At 36.8% G+C, this 23,623-nt stretch carries 21 protein-coding genes; 10 read left to right on the plus strand and 11 right to left on the minus strand.

The window, feature by feature from the left end:
• Window positions 1-353: 353 nt before the first annotated feature.
• The 3 genes from M997_RS07350 to ybjG form a co-directional block, all read right to left on the minus strand.
• On the minus strand, window positions 354-1,718 hold the full coding sequence (locus tag M997_RS07350) for an L-serine ammonia-lyase (RefSeq protein WP_064719462.1): 1,365 nt from the start codon (window positions 1,716-1,718) through the stop codon (window positions 354-356).
• Between the two features lie 127 nt (window positions 1,719-1,845).
• On the minus strand, window positions 1,846-3,162 hold the full coding sequence (locus M997_RS07355) for an HAAAP family serine/threonine permease (protein ID WP_064719463.1): 1,317 nt from the start codon (window positions 3,160-3,162) through the stop codon (window positions 1,846-1,848).
• Between the two features lie 916 nt (window positions 3,163-4,078).
• Window positions 4,079-4,690, minus strand: coding sequence for an undecaprenyl-diphosphate phosphatase (gene ybjG, locus M997_RS07360; RefSeq protein WP_064719464.1), 612 nt, complete (start codon window positions 4,688-4,690; stop codon window positions 4,079-4,081).
• Window positions 4,691-4,934: 244 nt separating this feature from the next.
• Between ybjG and M997_RS07365 the strand changes: the two genes are divergently transcribed.
• Window positions 4,935-5,360 (plus strand): secondary thiamine-phosphate synthase enzyme YjbQ, encoded by a 426-nt coding sequence (locus M997_RS07365; protein WP_064719465.1) that lies wholly within the window; start codon window positions 4,935-4,937, stop codon window positions 5,358-5,360.
• 253 nt (window positions 5,361-5,613) lie between these two features.
• Here the strand turns inward: M997_RS07365 and M997_RS07370 are convergent, their stop codons facing one another.
• A complete protein-coding gene (locus M997_RS07370; RefSeq protein WP_064719466.1) occupies window positions 5,614-5,877 on the minus strand; it encodes a GrxA family glutaredoxin in 264 nt (87 codons plus the stop codon).
• A gap of 171 nt (window positions 5,878-6,048) precedes the next feature.
• On the opposite strand from M997_RS07370, the gene M997_RS07375 reads away from it, so the two are divergent.
• The 4 genes from M997_RS07375 (at window position 6,049) to M997_RS07390 (ending at window position 9,492) form a co-directional block, all read left to right on the plus strand.
• Window positions 6,049-6,351: a YbjC family protein gene (locus tag M997_RS07375; RefSeq protein WP_064719467.1), complete on the plus strand. Its 303-nt coding sequence runs from the start codon at window positions 6,049-6,051 to the stop codon at window positions 6,349-6,351.
• 168 nt (window positions 6,352-6,519) lie between these two features.
• Window positions 6,520-7,044 carry a YbjN domain-containing protein gene (locus M997_RS07380; protein ID WP_064719468.1) on the plus strand — a complete coding sequence of 175 codons (525 nt, stop codon included), beginning with the start codon at window positions 6,520-6,522 and terminating at the stop codon, window positions 7,042-7,044.
• A 24-nt stretch (window positions 7,045-7,068) separates the two neighbouring features.
• Window positions 7,069-8,202, plus strand: coding sequence for a 23S rRNA (uracil(747)-C(5))-methyltransferase RlmC (gene rlmC, locus M997_RS07385; protein WP_064719469.1), 1,134 nt, complete (start codon window positions 7,069-7,071; stop codon window positions 8,200-8,202).
• Between the two features lie 105 nt (window positions 8,203-8,307).
• On the plus strand, window positions 8,308-9,492 hold the full coding sequence (locus M997_RS07390) for a multidrug effflux MFS transporter (protein WP_064719470.1): 1,185 nt from the start codon (window positions 8,308-8,310) through the stop codon (window positions 9,490-9,492).
• A 100-nt stretch (window positions 9,493-9,592) separates the two neighbouring features.
• Here M997_RS07390 and artM read toward each other — a convergent pair whose 3' ends face one another.
• The 6 genes from artM to M997_RS07420 all read right to left on the minus strand — a co-directional run bounded on the left by artM (window position 9,593) and on the right by M997_RS07420 (window position 14,999).
• Window positions 9,593-10,261 (minus strand): arginine ABC transporter permease ArtM, encoded by a 669-nt coding sequence (gene artM / locus M997_RS07395; RefSeq protein WP_064719471.1) that lies wholly within the window; start codon window positions 10,259-10,261, stop codon window positions 9,593-9,595.
• Window positions 10,261-10,965 (minus strand): arginine ABC transporter permease ArtQ, encoded by a 705-nt coding sequence (gene artQ, locus M997_RS07400; protein ID WP_064719472.1) that lies wholly within the window; start codon window positions 10,963-10,965, stop codon window positions 10,261-10,263. The genes artM and artQ overlap by 1 nt, the downstream gene beginning before the upstream one ends.
• 31 nt (window positions 10,966-10,996) lie before the next feature.
• Complete coding sequence (gene artJ / locus M997_RS07405; protein ID WP_064719473.1) at window positions 10,997-11,731, minus strand: arginine ABC transporter substrate-binding protein; 735 nt, start codon at window positions 11,729-11,731, stop codon at window positions 10,997-10,999.
• Between the two features lie 14 nt (window positions 11,732-11,745).
• The gene (gene artP / locus M997_RS07410) at window positions 11,746-12,474 is read right to left on the minus strand and encodes an arginine ABC transporter ATP-binding protein ArtP (protein ID WP_064719474.1); all 729 of its coding nucleotides are present in this window, start codon (window positions 12,472-12,474) and stop codon (window positions 11,746-11,748) included.
• Window positions 12,475-12,586: 112 nt separating this feature from the next.
• The gene (locus tag M997_RS07415) at window positions 12,587-14,044 is read right to left on the minus strand and encodes a DUF2867 domain-containing protein (protein WP_064719475.1); all 1,458 of its coding nucleotides are present in this window, start codon (window positions 14,042-14,044) and stop codon (window positions 12,587-12,589) included.
• 52 nt (window positions 14,045-14,096) lie between these two features.
• Complete coding sequence (locus tag M997_RS07420; protein ID WP_064719476.1) at window positions 14,097-14,999, minus strand: LysO family transporter; 903 nt, start codon at window positions 14,997-14,999, stop codon at window positions 14,097-14,099.
• 345 nt (window positions 15,000-15,344) lie between these two features.
• Between M997_RS07420 and M997_RS07425 the strand changes: the two genes are divergently transcribed.
• The 3 genes from M997_RS07425 to macB all read left to right on the plus strand — a co-directional run bounded on the left by M997_RS07425 (window position 15,345) and on the right by macB (window position 20,198).
• Window positions 15,345-17,018, plus strand: coding sequence for a DUF2813 domain-containing protein (locus tag M997_RS07425; protein ID WP_064719477.1), 1,674 nt, complete (start codon window positions 15,345-15,347; stop codon window positions 17,016-17,018).
• Between the two features lie 118 nt (window positions 17,019-17,136).
• Window positions 17,137-18,246 (plus strand): macrolide transporter subunit MacA, encoded by a 1,110-nt coding sequence (gene macA, locus M997_RS07430; RefSeq protein WP_064719478.1) that lies wholly within the window; start codon window positions 17,137-17,139, stop codon window positions 18,244-18,246.
• Entirely contained in the window at window positions 18,246-20,198 is a 1,953-nt protein-coding gene (gene macB / locus M997_RS07435) for a macrolide ABC transporter ATP-binding protein/permease MacB (protein WP_064719479.1), read from the plus strand. The genes macA and macB overlap by 1 nt, the downstream gene beginning before the upstream one ends.
• 208 nt (window positions 20,199-20,406) lie before the next feature.
• On the opposite strand, the gene cspD is transcribed toward macB, so the two are convergent.
• Entirely contained in the window at window positions 20,407-20,616 is a 210-nt protein-coding gene (gene cspD, locus M997_RS07440) for a cold shock domain-containing protein CspD (protein ID WP_064719480.1), read from the minus strand.
• A 292-nt stretch (window positions 20,617-20,908) separates the two neighbouring features.
• Between cspD and clpS the strand changes: the two genes are divergently transcribed.
• Together clpS and clpA are read left to right on the plus strand one after the other, a co-directional pair.
• The gene (clpS, locus tag M997_RS07445; protein ID WP_064719481.1) at window positions 20,909-21,223 is read left to right on the plus strand and encodes an ATP-dependent Clp protease adapter ClpS; all 315 of its coding nucleotides are present in this window, start codon (window positions 20,909-20,911) and stop codon (window positions 21,221-21,223) included.
• 30 nt (window positions 21,224-21,253) lie between these two features.
• The gene (gene clpA, locus M997_RS07450) at window positions 21,254-23,548 is read left to right on the plus strand and encodes an ATP-dependent Clp protease ATP-binding subunit ClpA (protein ID WP_064719482.1); all 2,295 of its coding nucleotides are present in this window, start codon (window positions 21,254-21,256) and stop codon (window positions 23,546-23,548) included.
• Window positions 23,549-23,623 lie beyond the last annotated feature (75 nt).

The raw sequence follows: 23,623 nt of genomic DNA on the forward strand, positions 1-23,623 counted from the left end.
CGTTGATATATATCTAATAATTTTTGTTAATCTACGCTATAGATAGAGCGACAACGTAGTGCGAGACAAATGCTTGATGAATCAACTTTAGCTAATAATATAAATATGACCAATATATTGATAAGCATGTAAATATTTAGCTTTCGATAATCAGTTTACTATTAAACCATTCAATCACCATTTTTCAATATACACAGACCTTATAAATAGAAGTATTTTTCATTCTGGATGATGATTTATTGAGTACAGAGAAAGCGTTTTACAGAAAGATCATAACTAAAAATGGGTTAGATATAAAAAAGGCGCTTATATCAGCGCCTTTTAGAGTTATTTAATACAATAGAATGTCAACATTAATCACAAGAGACTTTAATCGCTAATCCACCTTGAGAGGTTTCACGATACTTAGAATTAATGTCTTTTCCTGTTTCATACATTGTTTCAATAACTTTATCTAAACAGATACGAGGATCACTAACACGACGTAAAGCCATGCGTGATGAGTTAACGGCTTGTACTGCGGCAATAGCATTACGCTCTATGCAAGGGACTTGAACTTGTCCAGCAACAGGGTCGCAGGTTAAACCTAAGTTATGCTCCATTGCGATTTCAGCTGCGATACAAACTTGTTCTGGACTACCGCCAAGTAGTTCAGTTAATGCACCTGCTGCCATTGAACATGCAACACCAACTTCGCCTTGGCAGCCTACTTCAGCACCTGAAATTGACGCGTTCATTTTGTAAAGAGAACCGATAACGCCAGCCACTAAGAAAAAGCGACTATAAGAGTTTTCATTTACAGGTCGAATAAACTTATCGTAATAAGAAAGCACTGCCGGAATAATGCCACAAGCACCATTTGTTGGCGCTGTAACGACACGCCCACCTGCCGCGTTTTCTTCATTCACAGCAAGCGCGAACATATTAATCCAATCAACTACCGTCATTGGATCTGTGGTAGTTTTATCTTCTGTTACCAACATACGGCGTAATGCAGATGCACGACGTGGTACACGCAATGGCCCAGGTAATAAACCTTCGGTATTTACACCACGCTCAATACCTGATTTCATGACATCCCAAACGGCAGCAAAATGTGCTGATATCTCTTCTTTACTGCGTAATGCTAATTCGTTTTGCATGACTAATGCAGACAGAGAAAGCCCGGTTTCTTTGCAATGACGACGCAAATCTGCCGCATATTGGTAAGGATAAGGTACTTGAATGCTATTTTCTTCGGGTTGACCAAAATGTTCTTCATCAACAATAAAACCACCACCAATTGAATAATATGTTTTTTTCAATAGGGTGAGATCACCATTAAATGCAGTGATAGTCATACCATTTTCATGTAATGGTAGATTGGTTTTATGGAAGTTCATGCCGCCATTAACAGGAAAATTAACTTCTTTCGCGCCATTAGCTAGCATTAAGCGGCCTGTTGTTGCCACTTGCTTCATAAAAGGCGCAATGGCATCAATATCAACCGTATCAGGTAAATTTCCTGCTAATCCCATAATAATCGCGATATCAGTCGCATGGCCTTTACCTGTTAACGATAAAGAACCATAAACATCAACAATAACGTGGGAAACAGAAGAGAGAAGATTTTTTTCAGCAAGTAAATCGACAAATTCTTTACCCGCTTTCATCGGGCCTACAGTGTGTGAGCTTGAAGGGCCAATACCAATTTTAAAAATATCAAAGACGCTAACCATAATATTCGCCTCCCTAATTTAATTTAAAGGCGCAACTGTGTGATTATTAGAGTAATAAGTGTCAGTCTTGAAAACTAAAGCTTTGTAATGGCTACTTTCATTATTGAAAGTAGCCACGTACGCTTCATTAGCCCATTAAAGAGCTTGCTAAGCTATAGAAAACTGCTGAGATTGCGATAAGACCCATAATTACAACAAATACGTTGCTGATATGGCCTTGATATTTCTTCATCGCAGGTACTTTGTGGATGGCATACATAGGCATCAGGAACAGTAACATTGCGATAATTGGACCACCTAATGTTTCAATCATACCAAGAATACTTGGGTTTAATGTTGCTACGATCCAAGTTGTTACTAGCATGAATAGAGCGGTGATTTTGTTTAAGCGATCTTTCTCAATAGTTTTACCTTTATCACGCAGTGATTTGATAATTAAACCATTGAAACCTTCACGAGCACCAAGATAGTGACCTAAGAATGATTTAGTAATTGCAACAAAAGCAATGAAAGGCGCGATATAAGCAATTACTGGTGCTTCAAAGTGGTTCGCAAGGTAAGACAGGATACTGATGTTTTGTGCTTTAGCTTCTGCTAAGTTCTCAGGTGTTAAGCTAAATACGCAGCTAAACACAAAGAACATTACTGTGATAACCATCATGATGTGTGCGTAAGCTAAAATGCGTGAACATTTTTTCTCAGCATTTTCACCATATTCTTCACGTTTTGCTACCGCAAACGCAGAAATGATTGGTGAGTGGTTAAATGAGAACACCATAACTGGAATAGCTAACCACAAAGTAACTAACAGGCCTTGACCCATACCAGAAGTGGTTGCGTGGTCAAAAGAAAGAGTATCAAGGATCGCGCCATTCCACTCAGGAATAAGATACAGAGCTAAGACCATCAGTACGGCAACAAATGGGAACACCAGTACACTCATTGCTTTAGCGATAGCTTGTTCACCAAAGCGGATGATGCTCATAATACCAACAATCAGTACTAGTGATAAAATCGCACGTGGTGGTGCTGACATATGCATTTGGTTAACAATGAAGCTTTCAACGGTATTGGTGATCGCCACACTGTAAACAAGCAAAATAGGATAAATTGCAAAGAAATAGAGCAGAGTGATCAGTTTACCTGCGGTTTTACCAAAGTGTTCTTCAACAACCTCAGTGATATCTTCACCAGGGTTTTTACCAGACAATACAAATCGGCACATACCACGGTGCGCGAAAAATGTCATAGGGAATGCAAGAACCAGCATAATAAGCAGAGGAATTAAACCACCAATCCCTGCGTTAATAGGTAAAAATAGAACACCAGCACCGATAGCAGTACCATATAAACCTAACATCCACACGGTGTCTGATTTACGCCATGCTTTGTAATCACCCTTGGTGTTACCTGATGTGATAGAACCAGCTTGGGTTGTATCCATAATACTCTCCGAAATAACGCGGTAAAAAAATAATGAAAAAATAAGTGAGTAATAAGTTCTTTCTTACTTATAAAGGAACAAATCACTGTATAAATTTAATAATGAATAAATGAGTGCACTGAGTACCTGGTGTTATCTCAATATCTTCAATTACCACAGTAGATAAATCATTAAACTTCAAAAGAATTATGCTCTTTTGAAATTTGAAAAAATATTCAATAAGTTTATATCCAGACTTAAGAGGTGCAGAATATAGTGTTTTTCAGGATAAAGTACCGTGATCATCATCTCAAATGCTAAATATAACTAAAAAACTGGAAATTGTAACATTTTTTATATTTTGTGTTTTTATTCGCCTTTTTTAAATATTTTGAAATATATTTCCAATTTTGACGATATGAAAAAATAAAGCCAAATAAATCTTATTAATATCTTAATGATTATTTTTGTTCTTTTTTATTTTTTATAAAATAAATGATTAAAATCAATAAGGTTATTTTTGTTTACAATTAAAACATTATTTTAACTTTGTAGTTAATTGAAAATTAACAGTTTTTTATTTTAGACTAATTATATTAAAAGAGAGAGACAAGAATATAAAATGGGCTAGATATGATTATTTATTAATGAACTTAAGTCTTTTTATGAAATTAATATACCGTTCCACTTTGGACGAATAGAATATTGTGCATATTTGATACAGATATAATGTTAATAAATGAGTATGATAATTTATTATATAACGAATATAACAAATTCTGTTTGATTAAAATAACACCGAAATACCTCTTGGACAAAAGATATAATAGTAGAGGATAATTTTATTTATATATTAATATATGGATGAGTGAAATTAACCGAAATTAAATATAAAAAAGACCACAGTAAATGTGGCCTTTTTCCATTGAATTTTGGTTTATGCTTTTGTCCAGCCTTTACGAATAGGATAGGCAAAACAGAATTGATAAAGTTGCTGTATCCATGATTGAAGCTTTTCTCCACCTTTAGACCAGAGAATTTGACTTAAGCCGCAAGAAAGCAGACCAACGATAAAGCCGCCTACCATGTCAATTGGCCAATGTACGCCAAGATAGATACGTGACCAAGCTATAGCAATACTTAAACCAAGTAGGATGCCACCAATTTTCTTATTGCTATGCCAAAATAAATAGGCTAATGCAATGGTAAAGACAAAAGTGCCATGATTACTTGGAAACGAAGGTGTTGCATCATGGTCGAGAAAGTTATAGCCAATTTGAGCAGCAAAAGGACGGTCATGAGGTGCAATTACACCAATTAGCCAAGATATAGAAAGTGCAATAACTAATGAAATTGCTGTTTTGCAAACTAAAGTACGTTGCTGTTGAAGGTGCTTTTCGTTACCCCAAAGCCAATAAATGAGTAATGATAATGGAAAAAGGTATACAAGATACTTAGCAATGATTATTGCTAGGTTAATCTCTAAAGGAGAGGATGCCGGTGTTGCATTTATTATCGAAAAAACGGCTAAGTTAAGTTGTTCCAGCAAGGTAAGCTCCATACATGTCGTGCTGATAAGCGATGTTTATGGTACATAATACGCAAGTCTGTAAGGGTAAATGAGCCAGTAATAGGGGTAAAGAGTATTTTTCTTATTTAATTGTGCTTTTTTAAAAGAAATGTCAGTTTTTTTGTAAATAGGTCTGATTTCGACTAAAAAATAAGAAACTACAGTTATCACTATCTTGCTCTCTCGTCTTCTCTTTCATCTAATACTTTATGAGGTGTGAATAATGTGGATCCAAAAAAATATCCTACTTAATGCTAGACCAAGAGGGTTTCATTTAGTTACACCAGCCTTGATTCAAGATTTACCGGAACTGAGACAATATAAAATCGGAATTGCTCACTTTTTTATTCAACATACTTCAGCTTCATTAACGATTAATGAAAATGCAGATCCTACAGTGCGTAGTGACTTTGAGAATTTCTTTAATAAAAATGTTAGAGAAGGGGAAGACTATTATCTGCATACTTATGAAGGAAGTGACGATATGCCTGCTCATATAAAAAGTAGTTTATTAGGGCAAAGTGTCACAATACCTATTACTCAAGGAGAGTTAAATATGGGGATATGGCAAGGTATCTATCTTGGAGAGCACCGTAATCATGGAGGCCGCCGTACTATTATTGCGACACTACAAGGTGAGTGTTATTAATTTTTAGACAATAAAAAACCCGACAGTTATTTCACCAAAGGGGTTGAAACTATCGGGCTCCTCAATATTTGGGGACATCAAAGAAAAGCAGTGGCACTAATTCAGACTGCGGGTTAGAAAGAAAGTTCGCTGATTAATGAAAAAAAATATAAATATTTTTTAGAAATGAAGGTGGGTAAAAAGAAATGAGGGTAAAGATAGAGAGAGAAACGCTAAAACAGTTTGATAAATAAGCTGTTTTAGCGTTTTTAAATTAGTTATAGATGCCTAAATGCTCTTTAGCATAAGCTTCAAAATCTGTACAACCACCAATGTGTTTCTCATCAATAAAAATTTGAGGAACTGTTTCAACGGGTTTACCGACAGTTTTAGATAAATCGGCTTTTGAAATACCTTCAGCTTGAATATCAACATAACGGTATTCAAAATCATCACGTTTTTCAGTCAGGGTATCAGCCAATTGTTTTGCTCGTACACAATATGGGCAACCAGGGCGGCCAAAAATAACAACAAACATACGACACTCCTTATTGAGGAAATAAAATTCAGGCATAATAAGTTTTATTGTTTAACACTATGCCTTTTTATTTTGCTAAACAAAAACAGTTATTGCCTTTTAGTGTGATAAATTATACCAATTTGATGATTAATGAGATAGGACTTGCTGTAAAGCAATTGTGGAGAAAATATGGGAAAGCCTTCAAATCGTGATATGCGAACATTATCAGATATGCCAAAACCTATCATTATTATTGAGGTGATTGGTATTATTCTATTGGTTATGGCTTATCTTTATATCAACCAATATATTACTTCACCCTTGTGGTTTAGCTCTTATACAGGGCAACTTACTTTGGTTGTATTAGGGGTAATTTGTATGATCCCTCCAGCATTTCATATTGTTTGGCGAGCTATTCATCGTTTAACTTTTTTGGGTATTGATCAAAAGCCGGCTGATAATAAAAAGAAAAGTGATCATACTGAAAAATAACAAACTGCTTTTATTCGTCAAGATTGAGTCATTTAGCTGAGATATCTACAGTCTCAATTAGTTTAATTTTTTAGATTTTCCATTTATTACTGCCTTCATGCTAGAAAAAGTGGCAAAATAGAGCCCATGCAAAAGGCACTCTCTTTTTAGCGCTTAAAGGTTATTTTAATGGACGCTGTTGTTACTACAGATCTGGAACAGCTAAAATCTTGGCTGGACGAATTACAGATTGCTTATTATGAATGTGACTCTTGTCAGGCGTTACATTTACCTCATCTTCAATATATCAATGGTATCTTTGATGCCAAAATTGATATTCTCGAAGATGTGCTAGTCTTTACTGCTATTGCTGAGCTAAAACCATCAGCTATAGTGCCGTTGATGGCGAATCTTAGTCAAATCAATGCAAGTTCTTTATTTATTAAGACGTTTTTAGAAATCAGTGATGACAATTTACCCAAACTCGTTTTATGTCAATCACTGTCTGTCGCTGTTGGTATTTCATTTAATCAGTTTGATTTTTTTCTGCAAAAAGCAGAAGAGCAATCAGCTGAGGTGATTAGTGAAATATTTAATAATGGTTTCTTATATGGCGAAAGACAAGAAACTGAAGATAGTGATGACGGCGACGTTGAAGACGAAGAAATAGATATTAACGTTTCATCTACTGACTCTGCCTATACTGTACATTAATTCTTATAACGGTCACAAAATCTTATGCAATGCGCACGATTTAGTGCGGGTGAGTGTCATTCTTGTGAATGGCTCTCTCTTGCTTATCCTGAACAAATAAAGAAAAAACAATACGATTTATTAGAACGACTTCCAAAAGATTATTCTTTTAATACTCTGATACCAGTTGAAAGCCAACAAATTCAGTTTAGGAATAAAGCTAAAATGGTCGTTAGTGGTAGCGTAGAAAGGCCTATTTTAGGTTTAAAACTGCGCGATGGTTCTGCTGTCGATTTATGTCAGTGCCTTCTTTATCCAGCTTCTTTTGAGCCAGTTTTCAAAATAATAAAAACCTTTATCGCGAAAGCGGGACTGGTACCTTACGATATTGAGCGCCGCCGCGGTGAATTGAAATTTATTCTATTAACAGAAAGTCGTGCTGATGGTGCAATGATGTTGCGCTTTGTTTTGCGTTCAGAAAAAAAACTTGAACAATTACGCACTGCCTTGCCTTGGTTACAAACACAGCTTCCTCTGCTAGCTGTTATTTCAGTGAATATTCAGCCTGTGCATATGGCAATATTAGAAGGCGAAAAAGAGATAGTATTAACTGAAAAATCTTTTTTAGATGAATCTTTTAATCAGATCCCACTTCATATTCGGCCTCGTGGTTTCTTTCAAACCAATCCGAATGTTGCCGCTACTCTTTATGCAACAGCGGGTAATTGGGTACGAGAATTAAATATCACTCGGTTATGGGATCTCTTTTGTGGTTCCGGGGGCTTTGGTTTACATTGTGCAGATAAATTCACCAAGTTAACAGGTATTGAAATTAGTCCTGAAGCCATTGAATGTGCAAGATTATCAGCGAAAGAACTAGGGCTTGAACATGTTGAATTCCAAGCTTTAGACTCAACTGGTTACGCACAGGCCAAAGAAGATGTCCCGCAATTAGTTCTGGTTAATCCACCAAGAAGAGGAATTGGCGAGGCATTATGTGAATACCTTAATAAGATGAAACCAAGTTATATTCTTTATTCCAGCTGTCATGCTCAAACAATGGCTAAAGATATAGAACGTTTGTCTCATTATCAGATTGATAGAGTGCAGTTGTTTGATATGTTTCCCCATACTTCGCATTATGAAGTACTAACATTGTTAGTATTACAAGAGAGTTAAGATATTCATTACAAAATAGATAATGAATGTTAGTATAAATAAGCATTTAACGCTCGATGGATAACATCGGGCGTTTTCTTTTTTATTAAATAGGCATTTTATTTTATGCGAAATTTAAAAGCGTTATTGTTAGTGATGGTGTTGCTAGGGCCATTGGGAATCGATCTTTATTTGCCAACAATACCAGCGATTGCTCAAGATTTAGGGAGCAATGAATCTCTTATTCAATCAACTATCGCTTTATTTATTTTGATTTTGGGCGTAGGGCAACTTATTTCGGGGCCATTGGTTGATAGATTTGGTCGTAAGCCCATCGCGATTATTGGTATCGTGATTTATATTTTAGGTTCAATTATTGCCACAGTTTCGACTGATTCGACACTGTTTATTATTTCACGTTTATTGCAAGCTTCAGCGGTTTGTTGCACTTCTGTCGTCGTTTTCACTTGTGTGCGTGATTGTTTTAATGGTAATGATTCAGCCCGCGTTTTTGGCTTTTTAAATGGTACTTTAAATATTATTCCTGCATTAGCGCCGTTGCTAGGTGGATTATTAGCTGAATATTGGGGATGGCGAGCACCTTTTGGCTTTTTAATTTTTTATTCAGTTTTAGTTTTAATTCTGATTACATTATATTTACCTGAAACTAAACCAGAAAATATTGCTCAATCGCAGCAAAAATTGGGCAAAACATATCTTGAGATTTTGTGCAGTAAACGATTTTTAACTTTTGCGTCAGTTAATGCGGGGACAATGGGAATGGCATTAACTTATGTTTCGTTTTCTCCTATCGTATTAATGCATGATGCAGAATTAACTCCGTTGATATTTTCAATTGTTTTTGGCGTTAATGGTTTTTGGATAATGTTTGTTAGCTTCTACGCCAATCGCATTATTCACCGTGTTGGTAGGCCCATCTGCCTTATTTTAGGTGGTGGATTAATGGGATTAGGCGGTATTAGTTTATTATTAAGCTTATTATTTGTGCCAAACGAAATACAAAATCATTGGCTTATTTATATGCTTCCTGTGGCAAGTGCTTGCGCTGGACTTGCATTTATTATGGGGCCTGCAACTAGCTATGCACTTGAGCCTTATTCACAAAATGCGGGTATTGCATCTGCTTTGGTTGGTTTTATACAAATGGCAGGTGGCGCGGTATTTGGCTTAACAGCGTTAGCTTCACCAGTGCAACCTAAATTAGCGTTAGCTATTGTTATGTTGATTGGTGGTTTATTAGCATGGAATGCATATAGAGTAAGTCATAAAGAAGCGTTGGTAGAAAAATAAACCTCATAAGATTTCTATTATTCTTTAGTTATAAAAAAGCACCCCACCGTATTTAACATTGGAGTGCTTTTTTTAAAGCTACTATTTCGTTGTGCGATCTTTAATTGCGATGCTCAAACTCTAATGCTTTTTTCTCTATCATTCGCATAATGAGTGTTAATAATCCATTAATACACAGATAAATAATGCCGGCAGCAACAAACACCATTACATCATAGCTTTGTCCAAAAACTTGACGGCTATAGCCTGTTAACTCAAGTAATGTAATGGTACTTGCTAATGAAGTACTCTTAAATATCAGTACAACTTCATTGGAATAAGAAGAAAGTGCGCGTTTAAAAGCATAAGGTAAAATTACTCTTGATGTTTGCAACGGCGACATTCCTAATGCTTGACACGATTGCCATTGGCCAGCAGGTATTGCGCGAACAGCACCGTGGAAAAGCAAGGTTGAATATGCAGCACTATTAAGTGCTAGCGTGACCATTGCGCAAAACCAAGGTGTTGAGAATAACTCCCAAATGATTGGATAGTTTTTTAATGCAGGGAATTGACCTGGGCCATAATAGATTAAGAAGAACTGTACCAATAAAGGTGTACCTGTAAATAAGGTAATATAAGCTCTTACTATAGGTGTAATAATGGGCGTTTTTAACGAGAGTATAAACGTCATTAATACAGATAAAGTAAATGCTACCAATAAGGCAACAAAAGTTAAGGATAAACTAGTGGGTAATCCCGGTAGAATAGCAACAATATAATCCCACATTATGAGGCTCTCCGTTCAAATCGGGTCGTTCTCATCTCTAACCACTTAAGGATATATTGGCTAACTAAGGTAATTGCCAGATAAATAAGAGCAACAATGCTATACCATGTAAACGGTTCTTGAGTCCTATTAGCAATACTTTGTGTCTGCAACATCAAGTCATTTACACTAATTAGCGAAACTAATGCAGTATCTTTAAGTAATACTAACCACTGATTACCTAATCCAGGAAGTGCATGACGCCACATTTGTGGCATGATAAAGCGCAAAAAGATACTCGCTCGTTTCATTCCAAGTGCTTGGCCTGCTTCCCATTGCCCTGAAGGCACTGCTTTTAACGCACCACGTAAGGTTTGGGATGCATAAGAAGCGTAGAGCAATGAAAGGGCGATTACACCGCAATAAAATGGCAATGAATCTGTATCATTAAAATCGATTTGAAGAGTAAACGAGCCGATTTCAATACCATCCATTAGCATCATGACACCTTGTAAGGTGCCATAATAGACAAAGAGAACTACCAGCATTTCTGGTAATCCTCTAATGAGCGTGACCCAACATGTTCCTAGAAAAGCAAAGGCTTTCCATCTCGCGGATTCCCAAGCTGTAAACAGCATGGCTAGAACTAATCCGATAATAAGAGCAGAAATAGCAAGTGAGACCGTTGTAACGGCCGCACCTGCTAGAGTTGTTATTTCATTCATTTATTAAGCTATTGTTGTTATTAAGATATTTTTATTCAAACCATTTTTTATAAATGACATCATAGGTGCCATCGGCTTTAACTTCAGCTAATGCTTTATTTAATTTATCTTGTAAATCAGCATTACCTTTTCTTACCGCTATGGCAAGGCCTGCACCGAAGTAGTTAGGATCAGTAACTTTCTCACCAACAATGCCTAATTCAGGATTTTTCTTCAGCCATTCATTAACAACAGCGGTGTCACCGAAGATAGCTTCAATACGACCATTTTTAAGGTCTAATACCGCATTTTGATAGCTATCATAAGGAACAGTTTTCATCTCTTTATGTTCTTCATTGATGAATTTCTGATGCGTTGTTCCGTTTTGAACACCAATTTGTTTACCTTTTAAGCTCGCAACATCAGAGATTTTACCTGTGACTGTAATAAATACAGCAGAGTTATCATAGTAAGAATCTGTAAAATCAACTTGTTTTTGACGTTCTGGCGTAATATCGATACCAGCCATTAGTGCTTCAAAACGGCGAAATTTCAGGCTAGGAATTAAGCTATCAAATGACTGATTAGTAAAGGTACATTCAGCGTTAATTTTTTCGCACATTGCATTTGCTAAATCAACATCAAACCCTACGATTTTGTTATTTGCGTCAATCATTTCAAATGGAGGATAAGTTGCCTCTGTTGCAAAACGGATTGTCTCTTTTTCAGCCGCAGTTGCAGAAAGTGTAATACTGGTCAGAAGTGCTGCAAATAATATCTTTTTCATTGTCAGATCCCGATTTAGTGTGACAAATAATTAGCAAAAGCTTCCGTTTGTGGAGCAATAAAATGATGATTATCACCTTGCTCTATAATACGGCCGTTTTCCATATATACAACTTTGCTCGCGGCTTTGCGTGCAATTTCGACTTCATGAGTAACAATAACCTGTGTAATACCAGTTTCAGATAACTCACGAATAATATCAACAACCTGAGCTGTGATTTCAGGATCTAATGCTGCAGTAGGTTCATCAAATAACAGAACTTGTGGTTCCATCATTAATGCTCTTGCTATTGCAACACGTTGTTGCTGACCACCTGATAAATGCAAAGGAAAACGTCCTGCATAATCACTTAAACGTAAACGTTCGAGTAATTTCATGGCTTTTTCTTTCGCTTGTGGCTTTGATAAACCTAATACACGACAAGGTGCTTCAATTAAATTATCAAGAACCGTCAGGTGTGGCCATAAATTATATTGTTGGAATACCATACCGACATTTTGGCGCAAAGTACGAATCGCTTTTGCATTAGGTTGTTGGCTAAAATCAAAATTTAAGCCCGCAATCTCTAATTCGCCAGAGCGAGGCATTTCCAGTAAATTAAGAACTCTCATTAAAGAGCTCTTACCTGCACCACTTGGTCCTAATAGGACCATTGTTTCACCAGCAGAGCATTCTAGATTAATATCATAGAGTGCTTGGTGCGAACCGTAGAAACAATTTATATTTTTTAATTGAATACTCATGCGTTTTTTCTGAATAGTCATTAACTGTTTCAAATAATAAAACGGTGAGAATAATTATGCAACTAAAACTGCATAATAAAGTGATTTTTTTACTTAAAAATGGATATATTGGCTATATTTCTTCACTCTTAGGTGAATTTTTATCCAATTTGTAAGCGCTATTACTGATTGATTGTGCCATACCTTTGAAAATAAATAAGTGAGCGGGCATCATCGCAAACCAATAAAGTAATCCACTAAAACCGGCTGGATGCCACCAAGCCCGAACATCTAATGAGCGAAGGTTACCACTATCATGAATAGTAAAAGAGAGGCGGCCTAATCCCGGTGCTTTCATACCAAAAAGTAAGGTAAGTTGTTTCTCTGGCTGGATTTTAATGACTCGCCAGCCATCAATCATATCACCCAGCTTGAGCGTTTCATGTTCAGGTCTACCATAAATCACCTTATTACCCACAATATCATCCATTACAGCCCTAATTTTCCATAAAGAATTGGCATAAAAATAACCTTGTTCACCCCCAATTTGTTGAACAGTGTGCCAAAGGGATGCGGCACTGGCTGGTGTCGAGACAGTATAGCCCGCATTTTTAGGATAATAACCATAACCGGGTTTCCAACGATTACGAACAACGGGATCGTAACCCCAATCTTGGTTATCGATAGCCGCTTCTTCATCCGCAAGTGTCTCTTTAACTGCATCATCAAATGAAATAAGTGTTTGAGGAATAAGTTTGCGTAAAGGTGCGTCTTTCGCCGGTAGGTCGTGTTTTAGTCCTTGAATAAGTTCTTTAGCAATTGAGGTGGGAACAGACGTTATCATGCTAATAAAACCAGCGGAAATAATACTCTCAGGAATAGGTAATGGAATTAGCAGACGTTTTTTCCCTGAAATTTTAATAAAGCGCTCAAAGAGTGTTTGATAACTAATATATTCAGGGCCACCTGCATCAAAAATACGATGTTGATGGGTTGGATGCGCAATAATTTCAGTTAAATAATGAATTAAGTTTTTTAACGCAATAGGGGATGATTTTGATCGAACCCAACGTGGTGGCGTTAATATAGGAAGGTTGTAAACCATATCGCGCATAATTTCAAAAGCCGCTGAACCCGGGCCAACAATCATAGATGTACGAATCTCTGTAACAGGAATAGTACAGGTTCTTAATACTTCTCCGGTGAGTTTTCTTGCAATGAGGTGGGGCGAATATTGCTGATCTTTATGTTGTAATGCGCTTAAAAAAATGATCTGTTTAACGTCAGAACCTTCTAGTGCATCCACAACATTAAGTGCCGCAATACGTTCTTTCTCAACTAAATTGTGTGCATCACCCATACTGTGCACAAGGTAATACACAATATCTGTGTCGTGCATTATCTTTTTTAAGGTGTCAGGGTTATGTAAATCGACAAAAACACAGCGTGTATTTTCCCAACCTTGAGACATCATCCAATCTATTCGACGGGCACCCGCAGTAACTTGATACCCTTGGCGAATTAATGCTGGAATAAGATTTTGACCAATGTGCCCACTTGCACCGAGTACTAATATACGCTGCTGATCCATTGTTAACCCACTGTAAAAAATGACTTAGTAACCTCTATTGTTACTGATTTTTCTATGAAGTAAAGAAAGCCATTAATATTGGTGTGATTAAACTTAAAACAAAACCATGAACAATAGCGGCAGGAACTATACTTACGCCACCACTACGCTGTAAAACAGGTAGCGTGAAGTCCATAGACGTAGAACCACAAATACCTAATGCGGTATTTCTATATCGATTAACAATAATTGGAATAAGCATAATCGCCGCTAACTCACGCATTAAGTCGTTAAAAAAGGCGGTACTACCAATAACTGGACCAAAAGCATCAGTTAAAACAATGCCGGATAATGAATACCAGCCATAACCAGAAGCAATAGCTAATCCCATTTTCATTGGTAATCCAAGTAAATAAGCAGCTAATGCCCCACCAGCAAGGGCGCTAACGCCCATAACAATAGCGACCGTTGTGCCTCGGCGATTGATTAAAATTTGTTTTGGGCTCATGCCACTATTACGCAGCTGTAGTCCAACTAACCATAATAAGAAAATAAGTGCGCCCTGACTTGCGTGAGCGGCATAATTAAAAATAGACCAACCAGTTAAACCTACTAAGAAACCCAAAACGACGACACCACATAATTGTAGTGACTCAAGTATCATTTTTATGCGTGATGGTGGCTTAGATTGCTTATGAGCTGGAACATGCCACGGATCTTTTTTATCAAGTAGCCATAAAAACAATAAATTCGCGCCAAAAGTACAAAAAAAGAAGACACTAGCATAAGACAAAATAGAGACTAAATTTTCACCAATATTATCTAACATGGCCAAACTTACACCCATGATAAATAGGATAACGTAAACCATCGCACTGAGTAGGCGATTAGCTAATTGAAGTAGAGGACGATGGTTTAGTTTAATCAAATACCCTACAAAAAGAGGAAGTAGGATAATTAATAACCCTGATAACATTGCTATTCCTTACTGAGTGGTCTCAAAATTATAAAATAAACTAATAACGTGAATTGTATTATAACATTTGCTAATGATGTTGTGGATACAGAAATGACGATAAGTTTAAAATTTTTATTGGCAGAGCAAGAGCCTAACATGATTATTAAAAAAAAACGTAGATTGCTTGAAAATTAAACTATTTAGAAGTTTATCGAATAGTTGAGTAAATTTTATTACGGTTTATGTTAACTATGATATTAATGGCAATATTATTAAGTAAAATTATTGATATAACGATAAAACGAGTTGATAAATAGGAAAGAAAATAAAACCATAACTTAGTCGTTACCTGCGAGGGATAATATGTATTTAGAACGAGTGGAAATAGCAGGATTTCGGGGACTCAATCGCTTATCGCTTCCCCTTGATATGAATACGGTTTTAGTCGGTGAGAACGCTTGGGGTAAAACATCATTATTAGATGCGCTAACGCTGAGCTTAGGAATTGAGTCCTACCAATATGTTTTTACACCAGAAGATTTTCATCGGTTACCTAATGAACCTGAAAATAGTAAAAAAAGCTTACAGATTATTTTAACATTCACAGAGATTCGTCCTGGTCGTCATCACTCTTATCGTTTTCGCAAATTAGCGCCTATTTGGGTAGAGAATGGCGATGAGCTTAAACATATCTATTATCGTATTAGTGCTGAGCTGGATGAAGCTAAAAATGTAAAAACGTTTCGTTATTTTCTTGATAAAGAAGGTAAACAAATTCGTTTGCCAAATGGACAAACAAACGAAATTATTGCTGAAATTGTACGACTTTACCCGGTTCTTCGTCTGCAAGATGCGCGTTTTATGCATAAGTTAACCACGGATGTGATTGATCCTCACAATAAACCACAGCGTGAAGAATTTAATAGTAAAATGAATGCGTTAACAAAGGCATTTATTAACAACCCGTATAATCTTTCTGATGAAGATTTAAGAGAAGGGCTTGATGCAATGCAGCAATTGTTAGGCCACTATTTTGCTGATCATGGCTCTTTATTATTTAAGTCTAATCGACATAACCATAAAGCCAATGAACCTCATGTTAGAGGATGGCATGCTTTAGAAAATATTAACAAAATTTTGGCGAAACCCAATCAACGTAATATTCGTTTGATTATTTTGGGAATGTTTTCATCCATTTTACAATCTCGTGGTAGTGTCGCGCTTGATCCTTATGCTAGACCTATTGTGATTGTCGAAAACCCAGAAACACGCTTACATCCTATTATGTTGTCTGTTGCATGGGGATTACTTAATCTATTTTCTTTACAGCGTATTACCACAACTAACTCGGGTGAATTACTCTCTCTGGCTCCTCTACAAAGTGTGTGTCGTTTAGTTAGAGACACTGATAAAGTGGCGGCTTATCGTTTAGGCAATAAACAATTACAAGCAGATGAAGAGCGTCGAATATCTTTTCATATTCGTTATAACCGACCATCAGCACTTTTTGCTCGTTGCTGGTTATTAGTTGAAGGTGAAACCGAAATTTGGCTAATGAATGAGTTAGCAAGGCAATGTAGTTATTTCTTTGAGGCAGAGGGAATTAAAGTTATTGAGTTTGCACAGTGTGGACTTAAGCCATTATTAAAGTATGCAACATTAATGGGGATAGAATGGCATACCTTAGTTGATGGTGATGAGGCAGGTAAGAAATACGCAGCCACAGTTAAGGAATTTGCTTTACGGATGAATGATACTGAGCGTGATCGATTAACTCGTTTACCCGCTTTAGATATGGAACACTTTTTATATAAAGAGGGATTTCGCAATGTGTATCACGATGTTGCTGGGGTTGCTGATAATGAAAAATGGCCAACTCGACGCGTGATTATTAAAGCTATTCAGCGATCTTCAAAACCTGATCTCGCACTCGCAGTAGCTAACAATGCGGCTCAAAGAGGGATAGATTCTATTCCTTCATTACTAAAAAGTATGTTTTCACGTGTTGCTTGGTTAGCACGAGGGAAAGCAAATTAGAAATAACATACTTATGTAACGTGTTTTTTATTTATAAATATCCCAGTGTGACGTTTCATCGTCACACTCAGTATTAATCATTTTTTATTTTGCTTTAATGAATTAAGAAGGATGTTTTATGGCTTTTTTTCCTTTAAAAAAGCAAGGGAAAGTCATTGCCCTTATTTTGATTATTGTTGTTATTGCAGCGTATTTTTTTTGGCCAAGAGAAAATTTACCTACTTATCACACTGAAACCATTATCCGTGGCGAACTTTCTAAAGAGGTAACCGCTACAGGTAAACTTGATGCAGTGAGAAAAGTAGATGTAGGTGCTCAGGTCAGTGGACAGCTACAAACGTTGTTGGTTAAAGAAGGGGATGCTGTTAAAAAAGGCGATTTGTTAGCGATTATCGATCCTAAAAAAGCACAGAATGATGTTACTGAATCGCAAGAAACTGATAACGAATTAAGAGCTAATCTACAACAAGCAAAAGCTGAACTACGTTTAGCTCAGTTAACTTATCAGCGACAACTCAAATTAATGGGTACTCATGCAATAGCACAAGAAGAGTTAGATCGTGCCAAAACAGATGTTGAAGTTAAAAAAGCACGCATCATTACCTATGAAGCTCAAATAAAGAAAAATCAAGCTACTCTCGATACGGCAAAAACAAATCTGCAATATACACGGATTACTGCGCCTATGGATGGTGTTGTTACTTTTATTAAAACGCTTGAAGGGCAAACCGTTATTGCAGCACAGGAAGCACCAACTATTTTAACCTTAGCAGATCTAGATACTATGCTAGTGAAAGCAGAGGTATCTGAAGCAGATGTTATTTATTTAAAACCCAATCTTAGTGCTTCATTTACGGTATTAGGCGCGCCTGATAAGGCATTTAGCGGTAAATTAAAAGATATCCTTCCAACACCTGAAAAAATTAATGATGCTATTTTTTATTATGCTCGTTTTGAAGTTCCTAACGATCAGCATCTTTTACGTTTACAAATGACGGCTCAAGTAAAAATCTTACTTGAAAATAAAGCGAATGTATTATTGATCCCTTTATCAGCATTAGGTGATGAAGAAAGTACAAATCAGTATAGCGTTGATGTATTAGTCAATGGGAAACCAGAAAAACGTGTTGTGAAAATTGGTATGCGTACCGATGTTTATGCGGAAGTTCTTAGCGGATTAAATGAAAACGATAAGGTTATTTTAGGCGAAACCTCAGAGGAGTCATAATGTCTGCATTATTAGAACTTGATAGCGTTAGTCGTTTATATACCAATGGCGAACAAGAAACCGTTGTTCTCGATAAAGTTTCGCTCAAAATTAATGCGGGTGAAATGGTCGCTATTATTGGCGCTTCTGGCTCGGGTAAATCAACGTTAATGAATATTCTTGGCTGTTTAGATAAACCAAGCAGTGGAGAATATAAAGTCGCAGGTTTAAGCATCGAAACGATGGAAAGTGATCAACTTGCAGCATTGCGTCGAGAACATTTCGGGTTTATTTTCCAACGTTATCATTTAATGGCGCATCTTAGCGCTGAGCAAAATGTTGAGATCCCTGCTATTTATGCCGACAAGAATAAAGCTCAGCGTAAAGAGCGTGCAAAGGCTTTATTAACACGGCTAGGCCTTGGTGACAGAGTTGATTATCGCCCTAATCAGCTTTCTGGTGGTCAACAGCAGCGCGTTAGTATTGCCAGGGCGTTAATGAATGGCGGTGAGGTTATTCTTGCAGATGAGCCTACAGGTGCATTAGACAGTCATTCTGGTAAAGAAGTGATGTCAATCCTAAAGCAATTAAATGAGCAGGGGCATACTGTAATTATTGTCACTCATGATCCTTTAATTGCTAAACAAGCATCACGAATAATTGAAATTCAAGACGGTAAAATAATCAGTGATAATCATCATCAAATAGATAGCAGTAAAAAAAACAAAGAAGTATCTACGCTAAAGGCTTCAAATTCTTCATATATTAGTCAAGTCATAGGTCGTTTTACTCAAGCATTAGATATGGCTTGGCGTGCAATGGTGGTGAATAAAACTCGTACACTCTTAACCATGTTAGGGATTATTATTGGTATTGCTTCTGTTGTTACCATTATTGTTATTGGTGATGCGGCGAAAAGTATGGTGTTAGCGGATATCAAAGCCATAGGTTCAAATACTATCGATCTTTATCCTGGAAAAGATTTTGGGAGTGATGATCCTGAAGATAGACAATCTTTAACTATTCAAGATGTATATGCATTAAAACAACAATCTTATATTCAAGCAGTAACCCCTGAAGTGAGCTTTAGTACACGATTACGTAAAGGTAATCAAGACTCTCCCGCTCAAGTTGCTGGTGTGAGTGACGATTATTTTACTGTTTATGCGATGAAGTTTGCACAAGGGCGTACCTTTTCAACGGACATGATCCAGCGTCAAGCACAAGTTGTCGTTATTGATGAAAATACGCGACGTCGTTTTTTTGGCACTAAAAAACAAGTTATTGGTGAGCAAATTATTATTCGTAATATTCCAACAACTATTATTGGCGTAATTTCTGAACAAAAATCAGCATTTGGTAACAGTAAGTCGTTAAGAGTCTGGGTGCCTTATAGCACATTAAATAGCCGTATTTTAAACCGAGCTTATCTTGACAGCATTACAGTAAAAGCGAGGGAAGGCTACGATGCTAATATTGCAGAGCAACAAATTATCCGTTTACTTACAGTAAGACATGGAAAGAAGGATTTTTTCACTTATAACATAGATAGTTTGCTTAAGGCGGCAGAAAAAACAACGCATACGATGCAGCTGTTTTTAACATTAGTTGCCGTGATCTCCTTAATTGTTGGTGGTATTGGTGTGATGAATATCATGCTGGTTTCTGTAACTGAAAGAACGAGAGAAATTGGCATCAGAATGGCGGTGGGCGCAAGAGCAACGGATGTAATGCAACAATTTTTGATTGAATCTGTCTTGGTTTGTTTGGTGGGTGGTTTAATTGGTATTGGGCTTTCATTTGGTATTGCGATGATAGCCAGTTATTTGTTACCTAATTGGGATTTTATCTTTCAACCCATAGCCTTGATTAGTGCTTTTGCCTGCTCAACTGCAATTGGTGTTATCTTTGGATTTCTTCCTGCAAGGAGTGCTGCAAGAATGAATCCTATTGATGCTTTGGCAAGAGAATAATTTTATATGTTTATGCTCTCGATGCGCTCATTATTTTATAATGATGCTTAGGCTAATATGACGAGAGATGATAACAATAGTGCACCTGTATAAAAGGTGCACTATTTGAATAGATTAAATGATGTCTTATCAGGTGAATATTTAGTGAGCCTGAATTACAAAACGTTGATAAAAGAGGTGCTAGTCATACTCATTTTTATGCAGCCTTTTATTCAATGATAGGAATGATAAGATCTGCATGATCACCTTTAGGCCCTTTTATCGTGCTATAACTAACTTTCTGCCCCGCCTTTAGTGTACGATAGCCTTCCATTCGAATTGATGAATAGTGGGCAAAGATATCCTCACCACCTTCTGCCGGGGTAATGAAACCAAAACCCTTAGCATTATTGAACCACTTAACTGTACCTGTCTCCATACTTAGCATCTCTCATATACTTGTACTTGTATTTATTTACTTAACATTACCTTCAGTATATTTACTGAGCTGTTCATAAAACATACTCTAATTTATTGTTTCTGTCGTCAAGGGGCTAGGGCGGTAGAAATTGTTTCGAATAAGTGAAATTTTGATGTAGCTAACGCTTTGTTATTTATTTAGGTGTAAAAAGAGGTAATAAAAAACCGTTGATAGGCAGAGTTTCCTGTGAGATGGTAAACTATACGTCATAGATAAGACGTTTTAACAAATAAATGAGTAGCGCAAAATAATGGGTCAGTTTGATTTTTTAACAGAAACCATACTTGGGGATCAAGTCGGTCAGCTTAATGAGCCACCATCAATGTATAAGGTGATCTTGAATAATGACGATTACACCCCCATGGATTTTGTTGTAGAAGTACTTACGATGTATTTTTTCCTCAATGAGGAAAGAGCCACACAAATTATGTTGGACGTTCACCATAAAGGAAAGGGAGTTTGTGGGGTTTATAGTGCGGACATCGCTGAAACTAAAGTGACACAAGTTAATTTGTATGCCAAAGAAAATGGTCATCCACTTTTGTGTACACTTGAAAAGGCATAATCCGATTAGTCTTTTAAGGAGGAGGTGCTTATGCTTAATCACGAATTAGAGCTTAGTCTTAATGTTGCATTCGCGAAAGCCCGTGATAACCGACACGAATTTATGACTGTAGAGCACCTGTTGCTGGCGCTATTAAGTAATAAATCTGCGCGTGAAGCATTAGAGGCTTGTAAAGTTGATTTAGCCGCTTTACGTGAAGAACTCGAAGTATTTATTCGTAAAACAACCCCAGTTCTACCTGAGAATGTAGATAGAGAAACTCAGCCAACGCTCAGTTTTCAACGTGTTTTACAACGTGCTGTCTTTCATGTTCAATCATCAGGTAAAAATGAAGTCTCTGGTGCTAATGTGCTAGTGGCTATTTTCAGTGAGCAGGAATCTCACGCAGCTTATTTATTACGTAAACACGACGTTAGTCGCCTTGATGTGGTTAATTTTATCTCTCACGGTATTTTGAAAGATGATCAACAAAATGATGATCCTTCAGATATGGGAGATATGAATACTCAATCTCAGCAAGAGATGCCACAAGGTGACGATCATATGGATAATTTTACCACTAACTTAAATCTGTTAGCGCGTCAGGGTAAAATAGATCCTCTTATTGGTCGTCAGGCTGAATTAGAACGTACTATTCAGGTACTTTGCCGCCGCCGTAAAAATAACCCTCTGCTGGTGGGAGAATCAGGTGTCGGTAAAACAGCTATTGCCGAAGGGCTTGCATGGCGTATTGAGCAAGACGATGTACCTGATGTGATGAAAGATTATACCATCTATTCTCTTGATATTGGATCGCTATTGGCGGGTACAAAATATCGTGGTGATTTTGAAAAACGTTTTAAAGCACTACTTAAAACGTTGGAGAAAGATGAAAAAAGTATTCTATTTATTGATGAAATTCACACTATTATTGGTGCCGGGGCCGCATCTGGTGGACAAGTTGATGCAGCAAACTTGATTAAACCATTACTATCAAGTGGCCGTATACGTGTGATTGGTTCTACCACTTATCAAGAATTTAGTAATATTTTTGAAAAAGACCGAGCGCTTGCTCGTCGATTCCAAAAGATTGATATAACAGAGCCTTCGACTAACGAAACCGTATTAATTATTAAAGGGTTACGTCAGAAGTACGAAGAACATCATGAGGTACGTTATACCAATAAAGCCATTCAGGCAGCTGTTGATTTATCGGTTAAATATATTACAGATAGACATCTTCCTGATAAAGCGATTGACGTTATTGATGAAGCAGGGGCAAGAACTCGCTTAATTGCTCCAAGTAAACGTAAAAAGACCATCAATGTCTCGGATATTGAAACGGTTGTTGCAAAAATTGCCCGTATTCCTGAGAAAACAGTATCTAGTAGTGATAAATCAACACTGAAAAATCTTGATAATCAACTGAAAATGTTGGTGTTCGGACAAGATGAGGCGATTCATGCATTATCCGAATCAATAAAAATGAGCAGAGCAGGGTTAAGCCAAGATAATAAACCTGTGGGTTCTTTCTTGTTTGCAGGTCCTACAGGGGTTGGTAAGACTGAAGTTACTGTTCAATTGGCAAAAGCGTTGAATATCAAATTATTGCGTTTTGATATGTCTGAGTATATGGAACGACATACTGTTAGTCGACTTATTGGTGCGCCTCCTGGTTATGTGGGTTTTGACCAAGGTGGATTACTAACAGATGCGGTGATTAAAAATCCATATTCGGTTGTATTACTTGATGAAATTGAAAAAGCACACCCTGATGTGTTCAATATTTTATTACAAGTTATGGATAACGGAACATTAACTGATAATAATGGACGTAAGGCTGATTTTCGTAACGTTATTTTAGTGATGACAACTAATGCAGGTGTACGCGAAACGCAACGTAAATCCATAGGTTTTACTGAGCAAGATAACAGTACAGACGCAATGGTCGAAATCAAAAAAGCCTTCTCTCCAGAATTTCGTAACCGTTTAGATAGCATTATTTGGTTTAATGCCTTATCACCAGAAATTATCGCAATGGTTGTGGACAAATTTATTGTTGAGCTTCAAGCTCAGTTAGATGATAAAGGTGTTTCTTTAGAAGTCAGCCAAGAAGCCCGCCAGTGGTTGTGCGATAAAGGCTACGATAAAGCGATGGGCGCAAGACCAATGGCTCGAGTTATTCAGGAAAATCTGAAAAAACCATTAGCTAATGAAATTTTGTTTGGTTTGTTAGTTAATGGTGGCTCAGTTTCAGTAACCTTAAATAGCCAGTCTAACGAGTTAAACTATGAATTTTTAAGCCAAGAGAAGTTGGCGAATAGAAAAGAAGATACTGTCATCTAAGTGATGGCAGTTACTTAATATTGAGTAAAACCGTTTTAGTGAAAAAACATACACCACAGGTTGGGCATTAATAAA

It is taken from the genome of Proteus hauseri ATCC 700826 (genome assembly GCF_001654965.1).
Taxonomy (GTDB): Bacteria; Pseudomonadota; Gammaproteobacteria; order Enterobacterales; family Enterobacteriaceae; genus Proteus; species Proteus hauseri.